Raw genomic sequence first — 16,630 nt, 5'->3', positions numbered from 1 at the left:
CCGGCACCTGCATACCGATGGGAGCGGACTTGGCCGCCAATGGCCTGAGCGAGAGCATCAAAACTCCACGCCTTTTTGCGCCTTGACCCCAGCTTTGAACGCATGCTTGACCAGGCTCATCTCGGTGACGGTGTCCGCCGCCTCGATCATCCCCGGCAGAGCGCCGCGACCGGTCACCACCACGTGCTGCAACAACGGCCGCGCCTCGATATCGGCGAGTACCGCGTCCAGCTCCAGGTAGCCGTATTTCAGCGCGATGTTCAGCTCGTCCAGCACCACCAGGCCAACCGCCGGGTCGTTCAGCAGCTGGCGCGCCACCACCCAGGCCTCCTGGGCCTTGTGGATATCGCGCTGACGGTCCTGGGTTTCCCAGGTGAAACCCTCGCCCATCACGTGGTAGCTGACCTCATCGGGGAAACGCCGAAAGAAGGTCTCTTCTCCGGTGCTCGCCGCACCCTTGATAAATTGCACCACACCGACCTTGAACCCATGCCCCAGCGCCCGCGCCACCATGCCGAAGGCCGAGCTGCTCTTGCCCTTGCCGTTGCCGCTGTGCACCAGCAACAGACCGTATTCGTCCTGGGCCTGGGCAATCTTCTCGTCGATCAGGGCCTTCTTGCGCTCCATCCGCGCCTTGTGCCGCGCGTCGCGTTCGCTCGACTCGCTCATCACTTGACCTCGACGCGCTGCTGCGCCGCTTGCCAGGAGCGCGCGCCGAGCAACAGCAGCGCCGCCACACCGACATACAGCGCCAGGTTGCCCAGGGAACGCGGGTAGTACACGGCAATGCGCTCGACCAGCATGGCCAGGCTCGGCTCCGGGTAACGGCCGGAGAAAAACAGGAAGCCGCCGCCGGAGAACAGGTAGCAGACGAACGCACTGATCGTCGCCACCGCCGCCAGCAACGCCAGGCTGCTGAGCTGCTCGCGGTGCCAGCCGGCGTACAGACGCCCGCCCAGCCACAGCGACGCGTAGGCCGGCACCAGCAGCCAGTACGCCGGCGACAGGCACCAGTCACTCACCCCGGCCCATTGCATGGCGGCGAAATCGAGCAGCGAGGCTTCGAGAAACAGCGCTGGGAACACCCAACGCGGCGTCAGCAGCACGCCGGCGAGGAAGAACACCGCCCAGGAAGCGCTGGGCAAGTTGACCGTGGCCACGTGCTGGCCTCGGGTCATGGCCATCAGCGCCACCAGGGCGATGCCGATCAGCAGTTGGCTACGGGGCGACAGGTTCATCCGTGGTATCTCCTTGTTGATAAGCGAAGGGGTTGATGCGTTACGCGGTTGTTGACGTAGGGTGGACATGCCGTAGCCTTGTCCACCGCCAGCCAGCAATCCTTAAAGCGCCTGGTAACGCACGCTGAAGTACACCGCCTGACCCGGCTGGTTATAGCCCTCGGCGGTTTCGTAATCGGCGTCCAGCAGGTTGGCGACGCGGGTCTGCAAGCGCCATTCGGGGTTGATGCGGTATTCGCCGCGCAGGTCCAGGGTGGCGTAGCCGGACAGTTCCTTGGTGTTGGCCAGGTCGTCGTAGCGCTGCCCTTCGGCATGCAGGCTGGCGCCGACGCTGAAGGCACCGAGGCGGCGATCCAGGTCGAGGTTGAAGAGCTGCTTGGCACGACGCGCCAGTTCGTTGCCGTCATTACCACCGCCGGCGCGGTTCTCCGGCTCCATCAGCGTGTAGTTGGCGTTCCAGTCCATCCCCAACAGCTGACTGCCGAGCACCAACTCGACCCCGCGAATGCGCGCTTCGTCGATATTCGCCGGCGCCTCGATGCTGGAGTCGTAGGCGATCAGGTCGTCGATACGGGTGCGGAAGGCGTTGACCGCCCAGTGGCCCCAGGCATGCTGACCGGCCAGGCCGGCTTCCAGGCTGGCGGAGGTTTCCGCATCCAGGTTCGGGTTGCCGTAGCCCGGGAAATACAGCTCGTTGAAGGTCGGCGCCTTGAACGCGGTGCCGTAGCTGAGCGTGGCGCGCAGCCAATCGGTCAACGCATAGCCGTAGCCGATATTGCCGGTGTCGTGCTTGCCGAACTGCTGGTTGTCGTCGCGGCGCAACGCCACTTGCCAGGCATGCCGGCCGACGTCGCCGAGGTACTGGGCAAACATGCCGTTGTTGTCCCGCGAGTCTTCGGCGTATGCCGTGCTGCCGTTGACTTCGTCACGCTGGTGGTCGGCGCCCAGGGTCAGGGTATGCCCGCTGGCCAGGCTCAGGTCGTTCTGCCAACTGACGCTGTCGCGACGGGTGTCGAAACGCGAGTTAAATGTGCCATCCAGGTACGCATCGGACTTGTCTTCGCTGCGCCCGGCTTGCAGGGTCACCTGCCAGGGCTCCAGCGGCGAGAAACGCGCGCGGCCGCCCAGCACCTTGGACTCGCCATCGGCATTGGCATTAAACCCCCGGGTACGGGCGCGATTGACCTGGTCGTAATCGTTGTGCGACTTGGCTTGCAGCAGGTTGGCGTCCAGCTCCAGGCCGTTGTCGAAGCGATACCCGCCGCGCAAGGAGGCGGACAAATTACGGTAACCGTCGGCGTCGTCCTCATAGCCACTGGTGCCGGGCGACTTGACGTTGATGCCGTCGGTATCCGCGCTGGCCACGCCCAGGCTGTACCAGCCCCTGTCGCTGCCAGCGGACACTCCGGCGCTGCCGGTGTAGCTGTCGTGGGTGCCATACCCGGCGGAGAAGAACGGCTTGGCGCCTTGGCCAGCGCCCTTACGGGTGAAAATCTGGATCACCCCGCCAATCGCCTCCGAGCCATACAGGCTGGAGCGCGGCCCGCGTACCACCTCGATACGCTCGATCAGCTCCAGCGGCAGATCCTGCAACGCGGCGCCACCGGAAGTCGCCGAACCGATCTTGATGCCGTCAATCAGCACCAGCACATGGTCGGATTCGGTACCGCGCATAAACAGCGAGGTGGACTTGCCCGGCCCGCCGTTGTTGGCAAAGGACACACCCGGCACCGTCTTCAGCAACTCGGGCACCGAGGTGGCCTGACTCTGCTCGATCTGCGCACGCTCGAAGACCGTCACCGCGGCCAGGCTCTGCTCGGCCGTTTGCGCGGTACGGGTGGCGGTCACCACCTGATCGTTCAACTGGGCATGTTCGGCCGCATGGGCCAGGGAAATGCAAGAAACGCCACACAGCACGACCGCTGCAGGCGCCAAAAGGGACTTACTCATCTCGTTGTATGCTCCGTCGCTCTCACCCGTGCGACATAGGCTGGGAAAGGCATACGGAGAACGAAAACGCATGGGCAGCAGACGGCGCAGCCCACACGCCAGACAACGCCCTCCGCGATGCCGTGGACTGCTACAGGCCGGTCTCCGGGCTTACGAGCTGCGAACTGAATACTCAGAACGCCACCAAACGCACCTTCCCATGCACATGCACAGTGGTTGAAAAAGCGCTGGCTTGACTCGTCTACCGTTGCGGGGGCAGCGTCGGAATAGCTGGCGTAAAAGACCAGCGCACCGACTTCCCTGTTTCACCCCTCGGACGCATAACGTCGGGGGCACCTGAAGCAAGGCGCGCAGGGTAGAGGTTTGCAGGGCTAGGCGTCAACGACGGCAGGTCTGTACTCGCCTCGGATGCGGATTAACCAACAGGCACAACATCCAGGCGGGAGCAGCAGGTTAAATGCGCATGGGCTGGCTAGCAGGAACCTTGGCTGCGCGCGCGTTGGCCGGCCTTGAGCGCGTTGCCTGAACAGCTCGCGTCCCACACGAGCGTGGCTGCTCATGTAACGCGTAATTGGCCGCGCGTTTTTATTTTCCCGACGGTATCCGTCTCCTCGCCTCATATCGTTATGATCGGGCCCATGACGTCCTCTCTAGCCATCCGCACATCCTGCCCACCCGGCGCCTGCACCTGCGACCGCGAACGGTTGCTGGACACCCCCGGCGCCGATTTGCGCATCCTGCGTCTGACCCGCCAGGAGGAACAGCACCTGCTTGAGCGGCTGGAGAATCTGGCGAGCCTGGACGACCTCGAACACATGCAACAACGGATGTACCAGAACCTCGGCGTGCGCCTGACCATCGCCCCCGGTTTCAACGAAGTGCGCAGCATGCGCGGGATCGTCATACACATCGACGAGCTGCCCGGCCTGTGCCGCAAAACCCGCCAGTCGATCCCGGCCGCAATCCGCCGCGGGCTGGAAAAGCACCCCGAGATCGCCTACACCCTGCTCAACGCCCACGACCTCCTGCGCGACGCCTGATACACGTGCGGCATAAGACGTCAGGCTTTAGTGGAGCGGTCTTGACCGCGAGCTGTTCAAGCAACACGTTCACGTGACCAAGGCCCCACCCATCCCGCCAGCGCACGGCCCCGCAGCGTCAATGCCGGGGCATAAAGCCCGCTGGCTTGCTCGCCAGCCACTCGACGAAGGTACGCAGGCGCGGGTCGGCCAATAGCGCATCGCGGTGGTTGTAGGTCAGCGCCAACTGCTTCTCGCTGAACAGCCGATGAATCTGGTTATGGCAAGCGCGGCATACCCACAACGTGGCACTGATGCGCTGGTGCTTGGCGTAGCGTTTCTGCACATAGGCTTTGTCGTGCAGCGCCTTGGGAATCAGGTGGTGACGGGTCAGCGGCACGCTGCGGGCACAGAGTTCGCAGGTGTCGGGCGGCGTTGGCAGGCGGATCGGCTCGGGCATGGCAGGCTCAGCAATCGGGCTTACGTAAGGTGGGCAGAGCGCAGCCGTGTGCACCGCTCAAAGGCCGGATAAATCGCGCTCAGCGTTTGCGGCACAGCGTCAGACCATCGCCAAGCGGCAGCAGCGACAGGTCGATACGCGGGTCACGCTGCAATGCCCGGTTGAGCGCCTGGATCGCACGGGTATCCGCGCTATCGGGGTTGTTCTCCAGTACACGCCCGCTCCACAGGGTGTTGTCGAACAGGATCAAGCCGCCCTGGCGCGTCAGCCTGAGCGCGTGCTCCAGGTAAGCCGGGTAATTGGCCTTGTCGGCATCGATAAAGATCAGGTCGAAACATGCGCCCCGCCCTTCGGCCTGCAACGCGGCGAGGGTCTCCAGGGCCGGCGCCAGGCGCTGTTCGATGCGCCCGGCCAGTCCGGCTTCACGCCAGTAGCGCTCGGCCGTGGCGTTGTAGTCGCCGGGGATGTCGCAGCAGATCAGCCGACCATCCGCGGGCATCGCCTGGGCCATACAAATCGCGCTGTAGCCGGTAAAGGTGCCGACCTCGATGATTCGCCGGGCGCCGCTCAGCTGCACCAGCAGCGCCATGAACTGGCCTTGCTCCGGGGCAATTTGCCAACGCGCAGTGGCCAGCTGTGCGGTTTCCTCGCGCAGGCGTTTGAGCAGCGGAGTTTCGCGCAGGGAGACATCCAGCAGGTACTGATAGAGCCGGTCGTCGAGATTGAGCGTGCGGTTGGTCATGGCCACGGCTCCGGGATATGCACAGAATGATGAGGGCTTACTGGCCGCGCCCAGCCAAAGCCCGCGCCCGCAGCTGGTATCTCAGGGATTACGCGCCAGCTCAGGGCTGAATACCCGCCTGGCATCCAGGTAGGTGCGTTGCCAGTAGCTGTTGCTCAGGCTGTCCAGGCGCACCGTACCGCCGCTGGAAGGGGCATGCACGAAACGCCCGTCGCCGACATAGATCCCGGCATGGCTGACCTGGCGACCGCCGCTGGTGGCGAAGAACACCAGGTCGCCACTCTGCAACGCATCGCGCCCCACCGCCGGTGCGCGCATGGCGCTCAGCTCGCGGGTCGAGCGCGGCAGGCTGATGCCGGCAGCATCGCGGTAGACGTAACCGATCAGGCCGCTGCAATCGAAGCCGCCAGCCGGGGTGTTGCCGCCATAGCGGTACGGCGTACCGACCAGGCCAAGGGCACGGAACAGAACATCCTCGGCATTGCCGTGAAAGCTGCCGCTAGGGGCATGCATGGGTGGTTGTGGAGCGGGAGCGTGGCCGGCGCAGGCGGTGAGCAGCGCAGCGAGGAGAAGCAGGGCAACACGGGCCGGTGCGGGCATGAGCGAGGCGATCCAGAGCCGGAATGCGGCCTACTCTGCCGGCTCAGGCGCAGCAGCGCAACCCTTGCGGTTGCGCCACGGAATCATGGGTGGCGGGCGACCTGCTCGGTCGGGGCCAGGGCCAAAGCGCGTTTAGCTTCGATGAAGGTGCGGTTCCAATAGCGATCTTCCAGGCTATCGACCCGCACGCCGCCGCTGCGACTGCTGGAGGAATGGATGAACTGGTCATCGCCCAGGTAGATGCCGGCATGGCTGACGCGACCACGGCCGTTGGTGCTGAAGAACACCAGATCACCGGGCTCAAGCTCGGCACGCTCCACCAGGGGCGCGTCGATATTGATCATTTCGCGGGTCGAGCGCGGCAACTGCATGCCGAGCTCTTCCTTGAACAGGTAACCGATGAAACCGCTGCAATCGAAGCCGGACTTCACCGAACTGCCGCCGTAACGGTAGCGAGTACCGACCAGCGACAGGCCATGTGAAAGGATGCTGTCGGCCAGCTGCGGCAGTTGATAGGGTTTGTCGTCGGCGAAATCATCGATCGCCGCCGCCTCGAACTCTACCGAGGGCTCCAGGGCCGCAACCGGCCGGGCAGGCGCCTCGATCTGAGGTTGCGGGGTGTGGCTGGCACAGGCGGCCAGCAGCATAGTGAGTGCGAGAGGCACGAGGGGTGCGAAGCGTTTGCGCATGGGCACGACCGTGTCGAAGAATTTGATAAGGGCGCGACTATGCCTTCTATAGTCCTTATTTGCAAATTCTATGGCTCGAAATGTGACCCACTAGTTCTGGCAAAACATCTAAGGCCCGTCCCTGCACATGCAAGTCGACGGCAGCGCTCAAATCGGTGCGGGCCGGGTTGATCTCGGCGGTAAACCCGCCCGCCTGGCGCGCACGCAGCAGCGGCTCGACGATATACGGGAAGCTGGCGCTGGTACCGACGCTCAGCACCACCTCGAAGCCTTTGCGCAACTCGGCATAGAGCCTGGCGATCGCCGCCTCGGGCAGCATTTCCTCGAACAGCACCACCGGAGGGCGCAGGATACCGCCGCATTGCGCGCATTTCGGCGGCAATGGCCGGCTCAGGTGTTCGGCGAGCTGCGGGTCTTCAGCACCACAGGATTGGCAATACAGCGGCGCCAGTTCACCGTGGATTTCGATCAAGCGTTCCGGCGGGCTGCCGGCCGCGCGGTGATAGCCGTCGATGTTCTGCGTCAGCACCCAGCACTGCGGCTTCAGGCGCTGCAACTCGGCGATGGCGACATGCCCGGCATTGAAGGTTGCGCCGAGGCAGGCCTGGCCCAACTCGGCGAGGTACTTCCAGCACAGCGCCGGGTCGCGTTGCAACATCGGCCCGGACAACGCGACTTCGATTGGCAGGCCTTCGGCCGTGTGACCGTTGTACAGCCCGCCGAGGCCACGGTAGGTGGGCAGACCGGAGTCGGCGGACAACCCGGCGCCGCTGATGACCAGAATGCGTTCGGCCTGGGCGATGGCCTGGGCGACGCGGATGATGGCCTGTTCCATCGCACTCTCCTCGATCTCTCGTAGGGTGCGCCGCGCGCACCGCAAACCCAGCACACCCTAATCTTGCAGCGCCTGCTGCTAATGATTGACCGTATGCGCCAGCATCAGCGACAGCTGGCACAGCGGGCGGCCGCTCTGTGCATGCCATTGATTGAAGACGCCCTGTACTGCGGCCAGGTCTTTCAGGCTGGTCGGCGCCTTGTCGATGATGCCCTGGGCCTTGAGCGCGGCGACCATATCGTCGGTGGGGATGAAGGTGTCCTTGCCGACCATGCGCAAAAAGCGTGGCGCCGACAGGCCACCGAGCTGGGCACCGTGCTTGGCCAGGTACTTCCACAGGCCGACGATGTCGCTCACCGGCCAGTCGGCGATCAGCGCGCCAAAGCTGCCCTTTTCCTTGCGCACATCGAGGATGAACTGTGCGTTGCGCGGCACGCTTTTGAGCTTGCCCAGGTGACGAATGATGCGCGCGTCCTGCATCAGGTGTTCCAGGCGCTCGGCGCCCATCAGCACGACCTTTTCCGGATCGAAACCGAAGAACACCTCCTCGAAGGCCGGCCACTTGGCGTCCACCAGGCTGTGCTTGAGGCCGGCGCGGAAGATCCGCAGGCTGATCATGGACAGGTAGCGGTCATCGCTCAGCGCGCGCAACTCGGCCGCGCTACGCGGCTGCGGCAAACGCGCCTCCAGCGCCGCTGGCGAACCGAAGCGGTTCACGCAGTATTCGTTAAGCCATTTGTAGTCGCGCATCGGGCAGTCCTTGCTATTTTCCGTAGTTCTACAGATTCATCACATCGAGAAAACGCGGGGTGGCGTTATCGTCGATCTTCAGGCTGGCGAAGTCGAACAGGTTGCGGTCGGCCAGTTGCGAAGGCACCACGTTCTGCAACGCGCGGAACATGATCTCGGTGCGCCCCGGGGTCTTGCGCTCCCACTCTTGCAGCATCTCCTTGACCACCTGGCGTTGCAGGTTCTCCTGCGAGCCGCAGAGGTTGCACGGAATGATCGGGAATTGCTTGAGCGTGCTGTAGGCCTCGATATCCGCCTCGTTGCAGTAAGCCAGCGGGCGGATCACCACGTTGCGCCCATCGTCGGCACGCAGCTTGGGCGGCATGGCCTTGAGCGTGCCACCGTGGAACATATTGAGGAAGAAGGTCTCGAGGATGTCGTCGCGGTGGTGCCCCAAAGCCATCTTGGTCGCGCCGATCTCGTCGGCGAAGGTGTACAGCGTGCCCCGGCGCAGGCGCGAGCACAGCGAGCAGGTGGTCTTGCCTTCCGGGATCTTCTCCTTGACCACCGAGTAGGTGTCCTTCTCGACGATGTGGTACGCCACGCCGATCGATTGCAGATAGGCCGGCAGCACATGCTCGGGGAAACCCGGCTGTTTCTGGTCCATGTTCACCGCGACGATCTCGAACTTGATCGGCGCGACCTTCTGCAGGTGCAGCAACACGTCGAGCATGGTGTAGCTGTCCTTGCCACCGGACAGGCAGACCATCACCTTGTCGCCGTCTTCGATCATGTTGTAGTCGGCAACAGCTTCGCCAGCCTGGCGACGCAAGCGTTTTTGCAGTTTGTTCTGGTTGACCGAGAGGGTGCCCATGGTGCGCTGGAGTCCGGAGGTTCACGAAAGCGAGACATTTTACGCAGAAAGCCGCGCGCGCCCTACCCCATTAGCGTTGAAGTGCTAGGCTCGGCCGATGAACGACGATCTCGACCCGGCGCTCGACCTGCCGGAGCAACTGCTGCAGCTGTTGCAGGCCGCCCCTGCCGGTCTCGGCGAATACCAGTTGATCCAACAACTGAAGAGCCGCCACTGCACGCACATTCCCAACCTGCCGTTGACCGACAAGCTGGTGCTGTTTCGCACGCACTTCCTGCTGTTCAACGCGCTCTACAGCCTGCGCGAACGGCTGTGGGGCGAGCAGGCCGGCTACGTGCAGATCAGCCCGTTGTGCATCCAGTTGCTGCCCTACCAGGCCGGCAGCGCCGAGCTTAGCCCGCACGACCCACTGCGCGACTACTACCTGGACCTGCACAACCTGCGCGACACCGATGAACGTGACGTGGCAAAGCTGCTGGCGAGTTTCTGGACGCGCATGCAAGGCGGCGAAGAAAAACAGGCCGCTCTGGAGCTGTTCGAGCTGGGCGACAGCCAGCAACCGCTCAATCTCGCGGCTATCAAGCACCGCTACCGGCAGTTGGTGAGCCAGCACCATCCGGATCGCGGCGGCAGCACCTCGCGCTTGCAGTCGATCAATAAAGCGATGGAAATTCTAGAGCGCTATTACAACTGACGTTCAGAGAACAATTTGCTCTAAAGCCACGCCCCTTGCAGTCTCCAGCCGCTGCCTATACTGCGACATACGGTCGCATAGGTTCGGCCTGGCACCCGGTGACGCTGCATACGCGCGCCGGGCGCTCCGCTGGGGGGCGACCGCTATAACAAGAGGAGGTGTCTGGCATGATCCACCACGTTTGGGGGCTCTTCACCCATCCCGACCAAGAATGGCAAGAAATCCGTGGCGAAGAAGAATCCATCAGCCACATGTATCTCACCCACGTGCTGATTCTCGCGGCGATCCCCGCGGTTTCCGCATTTATCGGCACCACCCAGGTTGGCTGGGCAATTGGCGACCGAGCACCGGTGATGTTGACCGAGGCCAGTGCGCTGCAAATGACCATCATGTCCTACCTGGCCATGCTGGCCGGGGTCGCGGTGATGGGCGCGTTTATCCACTGGATGGCACGGACTTACGACGCCAGCCCCAGCCTGACGCAATGCATCGTGTTCGCGGCCTACACCGCCACTCCGCTGTTCATCGGTGGCCTGGCGGCGCTGTACCCGCACCTGTGGCTGGCCATGGTGGTGGGCACGGTGGCCATCTGTTACACCGTCTACCTGCTGTATGTGGGCATACCGACCTTTATGGCCATTCCCGAGGATGAGGGCTTCATGTTCTCCAGTTCGGTGCTGGCGGTGGGGCTGGTGGTGTTGGTGGCGATGATCGCCAGCTCGGTGATTTTGTGGGGCCTGGGGGTAGGCCCGGTGTACACCAGCTGATACCTGCAACTCGATAAACCGAAACCACCTGCGGGTGGTTTCGTCGTTTTGGGGCTGCCTCCCGTGCACGGCGCGGGCATAATCGCGCCGCGAACCCGAAACAGCAGCCATTTATGCCTGAACAGATTTATGCCCGCGTTGAAGCCTGCTACCAGCAAGCCGAAGCCTTCTTTAAGCAGCGCTTTGTGCGCCCCGAGGTGAGCTTCAAGCTACGCGGGCAGAAGGCTGGCGTAGCGCACCTGACGGAAAACAAGCTGCGCTTCAACCCGCAGTTGTACCGGGAAAACCGCGACGACTTCCTCAAGCAGACAGTGGCCCACGAAGTCGCGCACCTGATCGCGCATCAGCTGTTCGGCCTGAAGATCCAGGCACACGGCGAGGAATGGCAACTGATCATGCGCGGCGTTTACGAGCTGCCGCCAAACCGTTGCCACAGCTACGCGGTCACCCGCCGTCAGGTCAGCCGGTTCATCTACCGCTGCACCTGCCCGCAAGGCGAATTCCCGTTCTCCGCGCAACGCCACGCCCTGGTCGCCAAGGGCCGGCGCTACTACTGCCGGCGCTGCAAGGTGACTTTGAGTTTCACCGGTGAACAGCGCGTCGAATGACGCAGCGCCTGGCACCTAGCGGCCAGATATCTGTCCCGCTGGCGCTAAGCCACGACCTTATTGGCCTTGAACACGGCAATCTGCTCAGGCGAATAGCCCAGTTCACGCAGCACCTCCTCGGTGTGTGCGCCGAGCGGCGCACCGATATGCCGCGGCTTGGGCAGGCCGTTGGAGAACTTGATCGGGCAGGCGATCTGTTGTTGTGGGCCGTTGCCGCCACGCGGAACATCGGTCACCAACTCGCGAGCCTTGAGCTGCGGATGCTCGACCGCTTCGGCCAGGCTGAGCATCGGCTCGACGCAGGCGTCCAGACCGGCGAACACCTGACACCATTCGGCAAAGTCGCGCTTCTCGAACTCGACTTCGATCTCGCGCTTGAGCGCCTGCTGGTCTTCCGGGCGCTGCGAGAGCCCGCGTGCGGCCAGTTCCGGGCGGCCGATGGCGGCGCAGAACTGCTGCATAAATTGCGGCTCCAGGCTGCCCACCGAGAACCAGCGACCATCCCGGCTGCGGTAATAGTCGTAGAAGCTGCCGCCATTGAGCGCCTGATTCTGCATATCCGGCTCAACCCCGGCGGCCAGGTAACCGGCACCGGCCATGCCGTGCAGGCTGAAAGCGCAATCGGTCATGCTGACATCGACCTGCTGCCCCTCCCCCGTGACCTGGCGCTGGATCACCGCCGCCAGCAAGCCCATCACCCCGTGCAACGAACCACCGGCGATATCGGCAAGCTGCACACCCAGCGGCAGCGGGCCGGACTCGCGGCGCCCGGTGTAACTGGCGATACCGGCCAGGGCCAGGTAGTTGATATCGTGGCCGGCGCGGTCCTTGTAGGGCCCGGTCTGGCCATAACCGGTGATCGACACATAGATCAGCTTGGGGTTGATCGCCTTCAGCGCTGCATAGCCGACGCCGAGCTTGTCCATCACACCGGGACGAAACTGCTCCAGAACGATGTCGTATTCGGCCACCAACTGCTTGACCATCGCCACCGCTTCGGGCTGTTTCAGATCGAGGGCGATGCAGCGTTTATTGCGGTTGAGGTAGGCATGACTGGCCGACACACCGCCATCGTGCGGCGGCAGCACGCGCACCAGGTCCATGCGGCTCGGTGACTCGATGCGCAGCACTTCGGCGCCCATATCGGCGAGCAACAACGAGGCGAACGGCCCCGGCAGCAGGGTGGAGAAATCCAGCACTTTCAGGGACGACAGTGGGCCTTGCATAGCGATTGGGTTCCTTGTGTGGCGGTGTTAGCCGGGCTATCGGAGCCTATGTAGGGTGGACATGGCGCATGGCGACGCGGGTGGCGGACAAGCCTGCGGCTTGTCCACCCTACAACGTCTACAACTATTGCCAATGCAGCGGCTGTTTGGCGTCGAGCTTGTTCAGCTCCTCGGCGAAACGCGCCTCCAGCACATTGCGGCGGATTTTCATGGTCGGCGTCATGCAGCCGTTGTCCACGGTCCAGGCATCACGCACCAACACGAAGTGGCTGATGCGTTCGTGCGGTTGCAGTTGCGCGTTGAGCTGCTGACGAGTGCTTTCGAGCGCTGCGGCGAGCTGGGCGCGGGCCTGTTCGCGGGCCGCCGGCGACAGTTCGATCAGCGCCAGCGGCTGGTCCAGGTTGCTGCCCATCAGGCACACCTGCTCGACCCAGAGGTTCTTGGCGATCTCGACCTCGATCGGCACCGGGGCGATGTATTTGCCCTTGCTGGTCTTGAAAATGTCCTTCACCCGCCCGGTGATTGTCAGATAGCCCGCCGCATCGACCTCGCCTTTGTCGCCAGTGTGCAGCCAGCCGTCCTTGAGGGTTTCGGCGGTTTTCTCCGGCTCCAGGTAGTAGCCGAGCATCACACTGGGGCTGCGAAACAGAATTTCGCCGTTGTCGGCGATGCGCAGTTGGTTGTCCGGCATGGCGCGGCCAACGCTGCCGAAATGCACCTGCCCCGGCCGGTTGAACGTGCCATAGGCGAAGTGTTCGGTCATGCCATAGCCCTCGCAGATGGTCAGGCCGATGCGTTGATACCAGGTGAGCAAGGCCGGCGGAATCGCCGCCGCGCCGCTGACCAGGATACGCGCGCGGTCCAGGCCCAGCCCCTGGCGAATCTTGCGTGCCACCAGGCTGCCGAGCAGCGGAATACGCAGCAGCCGCGCCAGCTTGGCCTGCGGCAGTTTTTCCAGCACGCCCTGCTGAAAGCGCGTCCACAGCCGTGGCACGGAGAAGAACACGGTCGGGCGCACATGGCGCAGGTCGCTGGCAAAGGTTTCCAGCGATTCGACGAAGGCAACTCGCCCGCCGCTGTACAAAGCGTTCATCTCCACCAGAAAACGCTCGGCGGCATGCGACAACGGCAGGTAGGAGAAATATTGATCCTGCTCGCTAATCTGCATCTCGCGCACCGAACGACTGGCGGCGAAGGCAAATGCGCGCGGCGAGAGCATCACGCCTTTCGGCTGCCCGGTGGTGCCGGAGGTGTACAGGATGCTCAGCAGCTCGTCCGGCGTCTGCCGGTGAGCATCGCGTAACGCGGCATGGCTCGCCAACAGTGCCGCCCACTCATGCTGGGCGGCCATGGTCGGATAGGGCATGGCGATGCGCAGCACCTCGGCCGGAATGCCGGCGGCGAGTTTTTCCGGCTCGTCCAGCTTGCCGAGGAAGATCGCCTTGCACTGCGCATGGCGCAGCACATAGTCGATGCTCTCGGCCGATTGCAGCGGATACAGCGGCACGCTGACCAACCCGGCGAGCATGATCGCCAGGTCGGCGATCAGCCATTCGGCGCAGTTCTTCGCCAGCAACGCGACGCGCTCGCCCGGCTGACAGCCAAGCGCCAACAGGGCACTGGCCATGCGCCGCGCCTGGTCGTCGACCTGCGCCCAGGTAACGTCATGCCATTGGCCGTTGACCGGTTGGCTGAGCCAGACCGCATCCGGGCGCTTCTCGACCCAGAGCGCGAAACGCTCCAGGGGCAGTTGATCCGTCATGTACCGCCCTCGTTGTTATTGTTTTAAACCTGGCGTTCAGAGCTTGAACACCCGGCGTGCATTGCCATACAGAAACGCGGCCTCAACCTCCGCGCTCAAGCCGAGTTCCTTGACCTGGCTCATGCAACGGCTGAGCGACAACTGCGGGAAGTTGCTGCCGAACAACACCTTGTCCTGCCCGTAGCTCTGTATGAACTGCAACAGCTGCGCTGGGTAATAGCGCGGCAGGTAGGCCGAGGTATCGATATAGACGTTATCGTGCTTCCAGGCCAGGCCGATCATCTCGTCGGTCCAGGGATGGCCGATGTGCCCGGCGACGATGCGCAGCTCGGGAAAATCCAGCGCCACCTCGTCCAGATAGGGCACCGGCCGCCCGGTTTCCGAGGGCATCAGCGGGCCGGTGTGGCCGACCTGGGTGCAGAACGGAATATCCAGCTCGATGCATTTCACATACAGCGGGTAGTACAGCCGGTGGTTGGGCGGCAGTTTCCACAACCAGGGCACGATGCGCAGCGCCTTGCAGCCCAGCTCATTAACCGCCCGCTCCAGCTCGCGCACCGCCGCCACCGGCTTGCTCAGATCAACCGTGGCCACGCCGACAAAGCGCTCGGGAAAGGCGCGGGTGTACTCGGCGATTTCATCATTCGTACACACCCAGCGCTCGGGCCGGCACCAGGCGGCCAGCATCAGCGTGGCGACGCCGGCCTTGTCCATCTCGGCCACCGTCTGCTCGGGCGTCAGGCGCTGATCGAGCAAGTGGCCGGAGCCGGATTTCTCGAACAGCCGCGCGACTTCCGGCATCAGCTCGCGGGTGCGGCCGCTGGCGGGCTGCGCCCAGGCGTCGATGGCTCCACGGTTGATTGGCATGCATGCCTCCTGTGCACATACCTCTTGGGAGAATCCCCCCACCCGTAGGAGTCAGCTTGCTGGCGATCCGACACGAGAGAAAGCATCGCCAGCAAGCTGGCTCCTACAGTAAATCAGCCTGTACTAATCAGAGCTTCATGCCACGGCTGATGATCTCTTTCATGATCTCCGAGGTGCCGGCGAAGATGCGCTGGATGCGCGCGTTCGCGTACATCTTGCAGATCGGGTATTCCCACATGTAGCCCCAGCCGCCATGCAGCTGTACGCCCTCGTCGACCACCTTGCACAGCAGTTCGGTGGTGAACAGCTTGGCCTCGGCGGCCACTTCCGGAGTGAGCTTCTTCTGGTTGTGGTCCAGCACGCAGCGATCGACGAACACCTGCGCCACGTCGATCTGCGTACGCATCTCGGCCAGCTTGAAACGGGTGTTCTGGAAGTGCGAGATCGGCCGGTCGAAGGCCTTGCGCTCCTTCACATAGTCGATGGTGGTCTGCAACGCCGCCTCGGCACCGGCCACCGCGCCGCAAGCATTGGTCAGGCGTTCCTGGGCGAGCATGTTCATCAGGTAGAAGAAGCCGCCCTTGGCGTCGCCCAACAGGTTGGCCTTGGGCACCTTGACGTTGTTGAAGAACAGCTCGGCGGTGTCCTGGCTCTTCATGCCGAGCTTTTCCAGGTTCTTGCCGCGCTCGAAACCTTCCATCCCACGCTCAACCAGGAACAGGCCCATGGCGTGCTTGTTGGCCGGGTCGGTCTTGGCCGCGACTATCACCACATCGGCCAGCAGACCGTTGGAGATAAACACCTTGGAGCCGTTGAGCACGTAGTGATCGCCCTGCTCCACCGCGCTGGTGCGCATGCCGGCCAGGTCGGAGCCGGCGCTCGGCTCGGTCATCGCCACCGCCAGAATCAGCTCGCCGCTGATGATGCCCGGCATAAAGCGCGCCTTCTGCTCGGCATTGCCGTACTCGGCGATATAGGGGCCGCACAGCGCCGAGTGCAGCGGCAGCATAAAGCCCGGCTCGTTAATCTTCGCCAGCTCCTCGCACATGATCTGCTCGTAGCGGAAATCCTTGAGCCCGGCACCGCCGTACTCCTCATCCGCCCAGGGCAGCAAAAAGCCCATATCGCCGGCCTTCTTCCACACCTCGCGGCTGACCACGCCGGCTGCTTCCCATTCGTCCTGGTGCGGCACCACTTCCTTCTTCAGAAAGGCGGCGAAAGCGTCGCGGAACATGTTGTGTTCGGTGTCGAAGATGTTGCGCTGCATGCGGGTCTGCTCCCTGAGCTGAAGTCGTCCCGCAGCGTAGGCGGCGTACCCCGCCGCCTCAATGACCCATGCGCTCAGGCTTGATTGACCCATTCGGTCATCCGCCCGAGGCCATGGCCCAGGCGAAAAAAATGGCCGGGAGCCATTTTTAACGTCGCGCAGCGACGGCCCGCAGGGTGACCGCCAGGGATGGCAGGTCATAAAAAAGGCTATGTCCCAGTTACGTGTTGCAGGAGAAGCCGTGCTTTTGTCGGAGCGGATTTATCCGCGAAAACCTTTGAAAACTGAAGATCTTTCGCGGCT

The 16,630-nt window shown here is 63.4% G+C and carries 18 protein-coding genes and 1 riboswitch; of the genes, 4 read left to right on the top strand and 14 right to left on the bottom strand.

What is annotated here, in order from left to right; all coding sequences use genetic code 11:
• Positions 1-57: 57 nt before the first annotated feature.
• The 3 genes from cobO to btuB form a co-directional block, all read right to left on the bottom strand.
• Entirely contained in the window at positions 58-669 is a 612-nt protein-coding gene (cobO, locus tag B3M58_RS14230) for a cob(I)yrinic acid a,c-diamide adenosyltransferase (protein ID WP_296220049.1), read from the bottom strand.
• Positions 669-1,238 carry a hypothetical protein gene (locus tag B3M58_RS14225; protein ID WP_296220047.1) on the bottom strand — a complete coding sequence of 190 codons (570 nt, stop codon included), beginning with the start codon at positions 1,236-1,238 and terminating at the stop codon, positions 669-671. Before B3M58_RS14225 ends, cobO begins: the two co-directional genes overlap by 1 nt.
• Before the next feature lie 102 nt (positions 1,239-1,340).
• The gene (gene btuB / locus B3M58_RS14220) at positions 1,341-3,188 is read right to left on the bottom strand and encodes a TonB-dependent vitamin B12 receptor (RefSeq protein WP_296220046.1); all 1,848 of its coding nucleotides are present in this window, start codon (positions 3,186-3,188) and stop codon (positions 1,341-1,343) included.
• 118 nt (positions 3,189-3,306) lie between these two features.
• A riboswitch (cobalamin riboswitch) is annotated at positions 3,307-3,543 on the bottom strand.
• Positions 3,544-3,826: 283 nt separating this feature from the next.
• Between btuB and B3M58_RS14215 the strand changes: the two genes are divergently transcribed.
• Positions 3,827-4,228, top strand: coding sequence for a hypothetical protein (locus B3M58_RS14215; protein ID WP_296220045.1), 402 nt, complete (start codon positions 3,827-3,829; stop codon positions 4,226-4,228).
• Positions 4,229-4,346: 118 nt separating this feature from the next.
• On the opposite strand, the gene B3M58_RS14210 is transcribed toward B3M58_RS14215, so the two are convergent.
• The 7 genes from B3M58_RS14210 to ttcA all read right to left on the bottom strand — a co-directional run bounded on the left by B3M58_RS14210 (position 4,347) and on the right by ttcA (position 9,136).
• Positions 4,347-4,667, bottom strand: a complete 321-nt coding sequence (locus B3M58_RS14210; RefSeq protein WP_296220043.1) for a hypothetical protein — start codon at positions 4,665-4,667, stop codon at positions 4,347-4,349.
• Between the two features lie 79 nt (positions 4,668-4,746).
• Positions 4,747-5,409, bottom strand: a complete 663-nt coding sequence (locus tag B3M58_RS14205; protein ID WP_296220042.1) for an O-methyltransferase — start codon at positions 5,407-5,409, stop codon at positions 4,747-4,749.
• A gap of 81 nt (positions 5,410-5,490) precedes the next feature.
• On the bottom strand, positions 5,491-6,009 hold the full coding sequence (locus B3M58_RS14200) for a C40 family peptidase (RefSeq protein ID WP_296220041.1): 519 nt from the start codon (positions 6,007-6,009) through the stop codon (positions 5,491-5,493).
• An 83-nt stretch (positions 6,010-6,092) separates the two neighbouring features.
• The gene (locus tag B3M58_RS14195) at positions 6,093-6,698 is read right to left on the bottom strand and encodes a C40 family peptidase (RefSeq protein ID WP_296220040.1); all 606 of its coding nucleotides are present in this window, start codon (positions 6,696-6,698) and stop codon (positions 6,093-6,095) included.
• Between the two features lie 55 nt (positions 6,699-6,753).
• Positions 6,754-7,533 carry an NAD-dependent deacylase gene (locus B3M58_RS14190; protein ID WP_296220038.1) on the bottom strand — a complete coding sequence of 260 codons (780 nt, stop codon included), beginning with the start codon at positions 7,531-7,533 and terminating at the stop codon, positions 6,754-6,756.
• Between the two features lie 78 nt (positions 7,534-7,611).
• Positions 7,612-8,283: a DNA-3-methyladenine glycosylase I gene (locus B3M58_RS14185; protein WP_296220036.1), complete on the bottom strand. Its 672-nt coding sequence runs from the start codon at positions 8,281-8,283 to the stop codon at positions 7,612-7,614.
• Between the two features lie 28 nt (positions 8,284-8,311).
• A complete protein-coding gene (gene ttcA, locus B3M58_RS14180; RefSeq protein ID WP_296220035.1) occupies positions 8,312-9,136 on the bottom strand; it encodes a tRNA 2-thiocytidine(32) synthetase TtcA in 825 nt (274 codons plus the stop codon).
• 97 nt (positions 9,137-9,233) lie between these two features.
• On the opposite strand from ttcA, the gene B3M58_RS14175 reads away from it, so the two are divergent.
• The 3 genes from B3M58_RS14175 to B3M58_RS14165 all read left to right on the top strand — a co-directional run bounded on the left by B3M58_RS14175 (position 9,234) and on the right by B3M58_RS14165 (position 11,205).
• Positions 9,234-9,830: a DNA-J related domain-containing protein gene (locus B3M58_RS14175; RefSeq protein WP_296220033.1), complete on the top strand. Its 597-nt coding sequence runs from the start codon at positions 9,234-9,236 to the stop codon at positions 9,828-9,830.
• Positions 9,831-9,997: 167 nt separating this feature from the next.
• A complete protein-coding gene (locus tag B3M58_RS14170) occupies positions 9,998-10,597 on the top strand; it encodes a Yip1 family protein (protein WP_296220031.1) in 600 nt (199 codons plus the stop codon).
• A gap of 113 nt (positions 10,598-10,710) precedes the next feature.
• Complete coding sequence (locus tag B3M58_RS14165; RefSeq protein ID WP_296220029.1) at positions 10,711-11,205, top strand: SprT family zinc-dependent metalloprotease; 495 nt, start codon at positions 10,711-10,713, stop codon at positions 11,203-11,205.
• A gap of 44 nt (positions 11,206-11,249) precedes the next feature.
• Here the strand turns inward: B3M58_RS14165 and B3M58_RS14160 are convergent, their stop codons facing one another.
• The 4 genes from B3M58_RS14160 to B3M58_RS14145 form a co-directional block, all read right to left on the bottom strand.
• The gene (locus B3M58_RS14160; protein WP_296220027.1) at positions 11,250-12,431 is read right to left on the bottom strand and encodes a CaiB/BaiF CoA transferase family protein; all 1,182 of its coding nucleotides are present in this window, start codon (positions 12,429-12,431) and stop codon (positions 11,250-11,252) included.
• A 124-nt stretch (positions 12,432-12,555) separates the two neighbouring features.
• On the bottom strand, positions 12,556-14,193 hold the full coding sequence (locus tag B3M58_RS14155) for an AMP-binding protein (RefSeq protein WP_296220025.1): 1,638 nt from the start codon (positions 14,191-14,193) through the stop codon (positions 12,556-12,558).
• Between the two features lie 36 nt (positions 14,194-14,229).
• Positions 14,230-15,060 carry an amidohydrolase family protein gene (locus B3M58_RS14150; RefSeq protein ID WP_296220023.1) on the bottom strand — a complete coding sequence of 277 codons (831 nt, stop codon included), beginning with the start codon at positions 15,058-15,060 and terminating at the stop codon, positions 14,230-14,232.
• 127 nt (positions 15,061-15,187) lie between these two features.
• Positions 15,188-16,327: an acyl-CoA dehydrogenase family protein gene (locus B3M58_RS14145; protein WP_296220021.1), complete on the bottom strand. Its 1,140-nt coding sequence runs from the start codon at positions 16,325-16,327 to the stop codon at positions 15,188-15,190.
• Between the last annotated feature and the right edge of the window lie 303 nt (positions 16,328-16,630).

The sequence above is a fragment of the Pseudomonas sp. UBA2684 genome (assembly GCA_002354655.1).
GTDB lineage: Bacteria > Pseudomonadota > Gammaproteobacteria > Pseudomonadales > Pseudomonadaceae > Aquipseudomonas.
This window is presented reverse-complemented; position numbering and strand designations above follow the sequence as displayed.